The organism is Mesorhizobium sp. M7A.F.Ca.US.006.04.2.1 (assembly GCF_004022915.1).
Lineage (GTDB): Bacteria > Pseudomonadota > Alphaproteobacteria > Rhizobiales > Rhizobiaceae > Mesorhizobium > Mesorhizobium ciceri.
This window is the reverse complement of the sequence record NZ_RZQA01000325.1, coordinates 1-6,387: the sequence shown is the minus strand read 5'-3', so window position 1 is coordinate 6,387 and position 6,387 is coordinate 1. Positions and strand designations below refer to the sequence as shown.

At 61.3% G+C, this 6,387-nt stretch carries 11 protein-coding genes and 2 tRNA genes; 5 read left to right on the top strand and 8 right to left on the bottom strand.

What is annotated here, in order from left to right; genetic code table 11:
• The 4 genes from EN925_RS18155 to EN925_RS18140 all read right to left on the bottom strand — a co-directional run.
• Positions 1-360, bottom strand: a 360-nt coding sequence (locus tag EN925_RS18155) for an SLC13 family permease (protein ID WP_281040649.1), incomplete at its 3' end; no start/stop codon positions are given.
• Between the two features lie 152 nt (positions 361-512).
• Entirely contained in the window at positions 513-1,475 is a 963-nt protein-coding gene (locus EN925_RS18150) for a glycosyltransferase (RefSeq protein ID WP_127369976.1), read from the bottom strand.
• Positions 1,476-1,764: 289 nt separating this feature from the next.
• Positions 1,765-2,553, bottom strand: a complete 789-nt coding sequence (locus EN925_RS18145) for a GGDEF domain-containing protein (protein WP_013532435.1) — start codon at positions 2,551-2,553, stop codon at positions 1,765-1,767.
• Positions 2,554-2,811: 258 nt separating this feature from the next.
• Positions 2,812-3,033 carry a hypothetical protein gene (locus tag EN925_RS18140; RefSeq protein ID WP_127370274.1) on the bottom strand — a complete coding sequence of 74 codons (222 nt, stop codon included), beginning with the start codon at positions 3,031-3,033 and terminating at the stop codon, positions 2,812-2,814.
• Positions 3,034-3,212: 179 nt separating this feature from the next.
• On the opposite strand from EN925_RS18140, the gene EN925_RS18135 reads away from it, so the two are divergent.
• From EN925_RS18135 to EN925_RS18125, 3 genes are read left to right on the top strand one after another with little or no spacing between them, the layout of a single operon-like run.
• Entirely contained in the window at positions 3,213-3,527 is a 315-nt protein-coding gene (locus EN925_RS18135) for a hypothetical protein (protein ID WP_245469179.1), read from the top strand.
• A complete protein-coding gene (locus EN925_RS18130; RefSeq protein WP_127370275.1) occupies positions 3,524-3,799 on the top strand; it encodes a helix-turn-helix transcriptional regulator in 276 nt (91 codons plus the stop codon). The genes EN925_RS18135 and EN925_RS18130 overlap by 4 nt, the downstream gene beginning before the upstream one ends.
• 45 nt (positions 3,800-3,844) lie before the next feature.
• Positions 3,845-4,129, top strand: coding sequence for a hypothetical protein (locus EN925_RS18125; protein ID WP_127370276.1), 285 nt, complete (start codon positions 3,845-3,847; stop codon positions 4,127-4,129).
• Between the two features lie 86 nt (positions 4,130-4,215).
• Here EN925_RS18125 and EN925_RS18120 read toward each other — a convergent pair.
• Both EN925_RS18120 and EN925_RS18115 read right to left on the bottom strand, forming a co-directional pair.
• Positions 4,216-4,292 (bottom strand) — tRNA-Arg (locus EN925_RS18120).
• 47 nt (positions 4,293-4,339) lie between these two features.
• On the bottom strand, positions 4,340-4,645 hold the full coding sequence (locus EN925_RS18115) for an ETC complex I subunit (RefSeq protein WP_013532440.1): 306 nt from the start codon (positions 4,643-4,645) through the stop codon (positions 4,340-4,342).
• A gap of 140 nt (positions 4,646-4,785) precedes the next feature.
• Between EN925_RS18115 and EN925_RS18110 the strand changes: the two genes are divergently transcribed.
• Together EN925_RS18110 and EN925_RS18105 are read left to right on the top strand one after the other, a co-directional pair.
• Positions 4,786-4,862 (top strand) — tRNA-Pro (locus EN925_RS18110).
• A gap of 97 nt (positions 4,863-4,959) precedes the next feature.
• The gene (locus tag EN925_RS18105) at positions 4,960-5,241 is read left to right on the top strand and encodes a hypothetical protein (RefSeq protein ID WP_013532441.1); all 282 of its coding nucleotides are present in this window, start codon (positions 4,960-4,962) and stop codon (positions 5,239-5,241) included.
• 15 nt (positions 5,242-5,256) lie between these two features.
• On the opposite strand, the gene hdaA is transcribed toward EN925_RS18105, so the two are convergent.
• Together hdaA and EN925_RS18095 are read right to left on the bottom strand one after the other, a co-directional pair.
• Positions 5,257-5,961: a DnaA regulatory inactivator HdaA gene (gene hdaA, locus EN925_RS18100; RefSeq protein WP_013532442.1), complete on the bottom strand. Its 705-nt coding sequence runs from the start codon at positions 5,959-5,961 to the stop codon at positions 5,257-5,259.
• Position 5,962: 1 nt separating this feature from the next.
• Positions 5,963-6,387 (bottom strand): AI-2E family transporter (locus EN925_RS18095; RefSeq protein ID WP_128336772.1); only part of this gene is annotated, 425 nt, incomplete at its 5' end.

The following is a 6,387-nucleotide window of genomic DNA, read 5'->3' as shown; positions in this document are numbered from 1 at the left end:
GAGACAGATGGCGTCGTTGACCAGGAAGGCCGACAACACGCCGGTCAGCAGCGTCACCATCACCAAGAGCATGAAGGGCGCATGCGCGTGCTCGATGGCGACGGCGCCAAGGCCACGAAAGGCGCCCGACACTTTTAAATGCGCCACCACGATCATCATGCCGAGCAGAAGCGTGATGGTGTCGAAATTGATCGCCCGGTACGCATCCTCCATGCTGAGCGCGCCGATGGCGATCATCGCGGCCCCGCCGAGAAGCGCGATCCCTGCCCGGTCGAGGCGCAGGCCGGGGATGCGGCCAATGGCGACACCGGCGTAAGTCAGGATCAGGATCAGCAGTGCCGCCGCGCCCATCAATGTCATCGATAAGAAGTCCTGCCCAGTCTGTGGCACGCCGCTGGCTGTCGGCCCCATTCGTCCGCTTTGCGTGCCTGCTTTAGCGCGATGTCGAGATCGATGACAGCGGGCATGTTGTTGCGCCAAGGATGTCCCATGGCCCAAGGGATGACGTGCAGCTAGCGCAGGTAGAAATCCAGCCTCTGTCGCAAAGCTTGGGAAGAATAGATCTGCTCGACGGTCTGTCGTGCCTTGAGGCCCACTGCCGCCCGCAGCGCCGGGTCGGCTTTGAGATCGGCGAGGATGCGCGCCGCCTGCTGCGTCGTTTCGAACAAGAAACCGTTTTCGCCATGCCTGATATGGTCGGAATAACCGCCATATGAATGGCAGACCACGGGCAACCCGCAGGCCATCGCCTCGAACACCACGCGACCGAAGGTTTCCATATGCCAACCGGTGCGATAATAAAACACGTCGAGCGTCTGCAGAAACTCTTCGGCGGAAAATTGGCCGGGTGGGAACAGTTCGAGTTGCGGATGCGGCATGAGGCTGTCCTTGAGCCCTATCCCTCCCTGAATCCGCAAGGCAGTACCTTCGGCCAGCAATGTCTCGTAGAGGGGTATGTCATCGGGATGATGTTTGCCCGGCCCATCGCGGCTCAAGCGTCCGACGGTGAAGGGACGATCCGAACCCAGACGCCGTGGTGAAAAACGTTCGATATCGATCGGAGACGGATGCACGGTGCCATCGACTTGGAGCATCCGTCTCTGAAAATCGGAAATCAGCACCAGTTCGGCGTCGGGCCAGTTCAGCATGCGGGGCATGCGTCTCGTCAGCGAGATGATTTTCGGGTGAAAGGTATTGAAGACATAGATCAGCCGGCGCGGCCGCGGGATCAGGTAAGGCCATATCTTGTTGCGCCAATGAGAGCCGAGAAAGACGTAGGTACCGCCATTCGGTACATCCCACTTCGACAGCGAGACGCGGCGAATCGGGAAATTCCGCATCAACTCGCCGGACACGCTGGAGGAGGTTGCCCACAGATGCACCTCGGAATCGACACTCAACAGCCGGTACAGTTCCAGAGCTTCAAGGTCACTGCCACCGAAGGGGTCCTGAAAGCCGTTGAACAAATGGATCATAATAGCTGTGTTTACCTGACCGTTTCCGCATATGTTCGCCAGCATCAAAAATTATGATCGCTGTCGGCCGGAACGCTTGGAAACTCAGAGTCAAAACCGTTTCTGCCGACAACGAAACATCGCCAACGCGGGGGGAGTATACCGGCAAGCGGTTGCAGTCCATGGCCCATCGAGCCGGCATGCTGTCCGTAAGGATCGGATTCCTTGCGGCTGATTATAAGTATTTGGAAACATAGAAGGAGCGTCTGTTTCGAGAGCTTCCCGATCAGCCTTCTGCAAGTTTCGCCCGTCAATGCACGGTGGCGACGCCGGGCGCTGGCGCCGGAGACGTTCCGGCCGGATCGAAGCTGACTTGATCGCGTCCGTTCGACTTGGCCGTGTAAAGCCTTCTGTCGGCAGCGGAGAAGATTTCCTCATATGTGATCGGGCCGGTAAAGCTTGTGCCGCCGATGCTGACGGAAAGCGGACAAGGCCTGCCGCCGGGTGAGAATTCCATCTCCCTGATACGCCGGCGGATGCTTTCGGCAACCACCCAGGATTGCGAGGGATCCACGCCGGGCAGAAACACGCCGAATTCTTCGCCGCCGATGCGGCCGACGATATCGCTGCCACGCAGTTGCCCCTTGATCGCCTGCGCTATCAGTTTGAGCGCCTGATCGCCGCAATCGTGGCCCAGGCGGTCATTGATCGACTTGAAGTGGTCGGCGTCGATGATCAGCAACGCCCCCGAACGGGTCTGCTCCTGCTTGCGGGTCTGCTCGAGATAGGCTTCGACCAGCATCGAGAAGGCGCCACGGTTCAGCACCGCCGTCAGGCTGTCGGTCGCGGCGATGACGCTGAGATCGCGCTGCGCGATGGCCAGCTGGCGAATCTTCCACATCAGGAAAAACAGAAACGAGCCGCCCAGCACCAAAGGCAGCATCAGGTCGGTCATCTGCGCCCGCCACACGGCCTCGGGCGAAAGATAGGGAAAATTGAAGGAATCGACGAAGAACGCCACGGCAATGAAGAATGCCGTACCGACTGCCGTGACAGCGATCACCCTGCCCCAGCTCGTCGGCGACAGATCGAGCTTCATCGCGTTCAACTCCGTTAGCCGTCGCTACTATGACGCACCAACCCAAACAAATTGATAAGACTTTCCCTCCAATTCGATGTCGGCGGCGGAATCAAATCCACCGGCCAACCAGCCCCTGCCTATGACTTGCGACAGACGCTTGGGCAGACGCCACAGGACGGCCGCTGGAAAGCAGCCATCCTGTTTCAAAGTGTGAAGGCGTGGGCCAATTGCCGGCCGGGCAAGGGCAAAACGGCGCGCGAAGCCAGATCGCCCGTCTCAGTTGAGCGTCGGTTCACCCAGCGCATCGACGACAAAGGATGCCGCGATCAGGTCGTCGGCATCGAGACGCAGGGAGCCTCCGTCGCCTCCCATGGTTGAAGCCACTTTTTGAAAGGTCTTCATTTCGTATTCCGTGATCCGGGCGTCCTGCATCCTGGCCCTGAGGTCGGCAATGCGCCGATCGAGGGCCGAAGATATCCCTATTTCTCGCTTCGACATGGCAACACTCCTCCCCACCCTTGTTTGCCTCCCGCCTGTCCACTTTTATATGAGGGTCCGCGAATACAGCGGGCCGAACGCGCCGTGCGCGGGAAGGTTCCGAAAAGGCCGAGTAACGAAATAATACGCTGGCGCCGAGCCACGCCCGCGGACTTTTCTATATCAGACGCAGCTAATCCTTGACGCCGGCAGATGCCGCCCCAGAATCAGAGCATGGCAATAAAGTCGGCGACGAGGTGGCGGTCATGGCGACGGTGCTGAAGCGCGTCACGAAGGACCGCGTCAGCGTGTCGATCCCCGGTCTTCCGCATTCGGTCATTGATCCGGCAACCAGGCTGACCAGGGGCCAGCAGATGGAATTGCCCGGGGACGTTTCGCGGATCGACGGCGACAAGGTCACGGTGTCGCTCGGGCCAATGGTCACGGTGGATCTGGACAAGGCGGGCCTGGTGCAAAGCCGTGTCCCGCCGAAGCGAAGGACCGTCAGGATGTGAACAAGCGAAGCGCCACCGTCTCAGGGACCCAACCCCTTACACCCCAGCAGTGCAGAGCTGCACGAGCGATCCTGAAGTGGTCGCAGGTGCGACTCGCCGCGAAGTGCGGCCTCAGCGAAGGAACGATTGGCAGTTTTGAGAGCGGGCGAAGGATTCCCAGTCCCGCCAAGCTGGCTGCCATCCGTCGAGGCTTGGAGGCAGCGGGCGTGGTTTTCATCGATCAGAAGACCGCAGTGACAAAGAGCGGTCCGCCTCGCGAAACTATTAGTTGAACATAATTTAGATATCGCTGTTAGGCCGCAAAAGGGAGGCGCGCGATGTCACAACATGAAATCGGCGTTGTTTCGGACTGGTCGAAATTGGTGGCGGACGATCCTCTGATCGCCGCGGATATAACCCAGCGCCTTTCTGTGCTGCGCGCTTGCAATGACAACGCTGCCACCGCCGCCGACGTCCCGTCGCCCGGCACCGAAACATTTCGGGGTCCCGACATAACCAGCCTCGCAACACCCACCGAGTATCCTCGGCCGATCGTGCTCCTAGCGACGATCTATGCGTCGACGGTCCTGGGGGTAACGCTGCTTCTGGCGGCGGCGGTCTGAGCGCACGAGACCTGATACCGCTCTCTGAAAGCCCGTGTCTCCGGTATAAACCGTAACCTATGTGTCCGGAACGGACCGAAAGGCTTTGGCGATCCCGACAGGATTCGAACCTGTGACCATCGGCTTAGAAGGCCGGTGCTCTATCCAGCTGAGCTACGGGACCGCTGGCCGGCCGTTGGGCCGGCTGGATATTCTGGCGCCGGGCGCCGTTCAATGCGTCCAGGGCGTCCTGCGGTCATAGCGGAAATTCTCCGCATAGGAAATCTGGCGGCGCTTGGTCTCTTTCGGCTCTTCGACGCGGAAAGCGAGCCCTTGCTTTTCGGCGTAGGCGACCGCCTCTTCGCGCGTGTCGAAGCTAAGCCTGATCTGGCTTCTCATGTCTGCCGACGTCGTATAGCCCATCAGCGGGTCGATCTTCTTGCGCGACTCGGGATCGAATTCCAGCACCCAGTAACCGGTCTTGGCCTTGCCGGACTGCATCGCGGTTTTGGCTGGGCTGAAAATGCGCGCGGACATGGCCACCTCGTTGTTGTGCAAGGCAGCATCGCCACCCTTCGCCCGTCATTACTGCGCAATGCGCACGGCGGCAAGGTTTTTGCTCTCGCAGGTTTTTGCACTTGCCATGCACCACCGAAATGAATAGGCAACAGACCGTTCGGAGTGTAGCGCAGCCTGGTAGCGCATCTGGTTTGGGACCAGAGGGTCGGGAGTTCGAATCTCTCCACTCCGACCATCCCCTCACAGCCCAATGCCCGGCGCAGCCATACGGTTCACTTGCTACGGCTCCGGCCGTGTGTCCGGCGCCGCGGTTCGGCAAACAGGGGGGTCAGATGCTTGGAATCGATGCCTGGGTGTCGCTTTTCGGACCGGCCTACTTTGCCTATGCCGGCATAACGGTTCCGGTCATGGTGACGTGGGCAATTGCCTGCGCCGCACTGGCGATGTGGAACAACCGTGAAAGCCGCAGACAGGCGAGGCAGGCCCCGGGCGCCGTGGTCTCCCGCTCCTGGCGTGTCAGTATCGGGATGTTTGTGCTGGTCGCCGCCGGCTATATCGCCGCTCACTCTGCCGTCTATCTCGCGGTCCGTCATTTCGCCAGAATGTGGCTCTGAGACCGGCCTCTCAGGCTAGATCTCGAACTCGCCCTGCCCTTCATCCATGGCGCTGACGGTTTCGGCTGCCAGCGCCCTGGTGATCGGCGTCTTGCGTTCGAGCGCCGTCCGGTCGAGCCGCTCCACCACGCGCATCGCTGTCGCCAGCGAGCGCTCGATCCGGCGGACCAGATATTGCACGACATGCGGTTCGACCTCGATCTGACGGTCGGCGAAGAGTTTTGTGATGACGCCTGCCAGCAAGAGATCGTCGGGCTCATGAATTTCGACTGTCGCAGCCGCCTTCAGCCGCGAGGCAAGATCAGGCAGGCCAACACCCCAGGCCGAGGGAAAGCGGCGCGCCGTCAGAAGCAGTTGCGAGCCGGCACCACGCACCGCATTGATCAGATGGAACAGGCCTTGTTCGTCAACCGTCCCGGTATCGACATCGTCGATCAGCGCCGGCCGCGCGCCGAGATTGGCGATGCTGTCGCCGATGCGCCTGGCGTCGACCGCCGCCGCATTGGCACGCGCGCGCCAGATCGAGGCCAGATGCGTCTTGCCAGAACCCGCGGGACCGGCCAGCACCACCACCGGCGATGGCCAGTCCGGCCAGCGGTCGACCAGCGCAACCGCCTGGTTGTTGGTGCCGGAGACGACGAGTTCGTCACGCGAATAGCCGGTGCCATGGCCGAGGTCGAGCGGCAACTGGCGCGGCGGGTCGGTTGGCTGGGCAGTCACTTCAGCGACGCGGTTGCGTGCGGTGGCCGCCGCCGCGATCGGCCGGAAGCTGCGGCACAGGTGCCGCGCCGCGGCCCTTGTAGAGCGGCGATTCGAGATAGCGGGCTATTGCGAACCGCACCAGCACGGCGACGGCGGCCGAAGCCGGCACCGCGATCAACAAGCCGACGAAGCCGAACAGCGCGCCGAAGGCAAACAGCGAAAACATCAGCCATACCGGGTGCAGGCCGACGCTCTTGCCGACCAGCCGCGGCTGCAGGATGTTGCCCTCGATGAACTGGCCGATGAAAAACACGACCGCGACCGCGACGATCATCGTCCAGTCCGGCCAGAACTGGACGAAGGCGACGCCGACGGCCAGCACCAGCCCGGTCAGCGAGCCGACATAGGGGATGAAGGAAATCAGCCCGGCGAACAGGCCGATGA

Excerpts from the sequence above, each read along its gene's own strand:
- EN925_RS18150 (WP_127369976.1), bottom strand. The coding sequence starts at position 1,475 with ATGATCCATTTGTTCAACGGCTTTCAGGACCCCTTCGGTGGCAGTGAC.
- EN925_RS18145 (WP_013532435.1), bottom strand. The coding sequence starts at position 2,553 with ATGAAGCTCGATCTGTCGCCGACGAGCTGGGGCAGGGTGATCGCTGTC.
- EN925_RS18140 (WP_127370274.1), bottom strand. The coding sequence starts at position 3,033 with ATGTCGAAGCGAGAAATAGGGATATCTTCGGCCCTCGATCGGCGCATT.
- EN925_RS18125 (WP_127370276.1), top strand. The coding sequence starts at position 3,845 with ATGTCACAACATGAAATCGGCGTTGTTTCGGACTGGTCGAAATTGGTG.
- EN925_RS18115 (WP_013532440.1), bottom strand. The coding sequence starts at position 4,645 with ATGTCCGCGCGCATTTTCAGCCCAGCCAAAACCGCGATGCAGTCCGGC.
- EN925_RS18105 (WP_013532441.1), top strand. The coding sequence starts at position 4,960 with ATGCTTGGAATCGATGCCTGGGTGTCGCTTTTCGGACCGGCCTACTTT.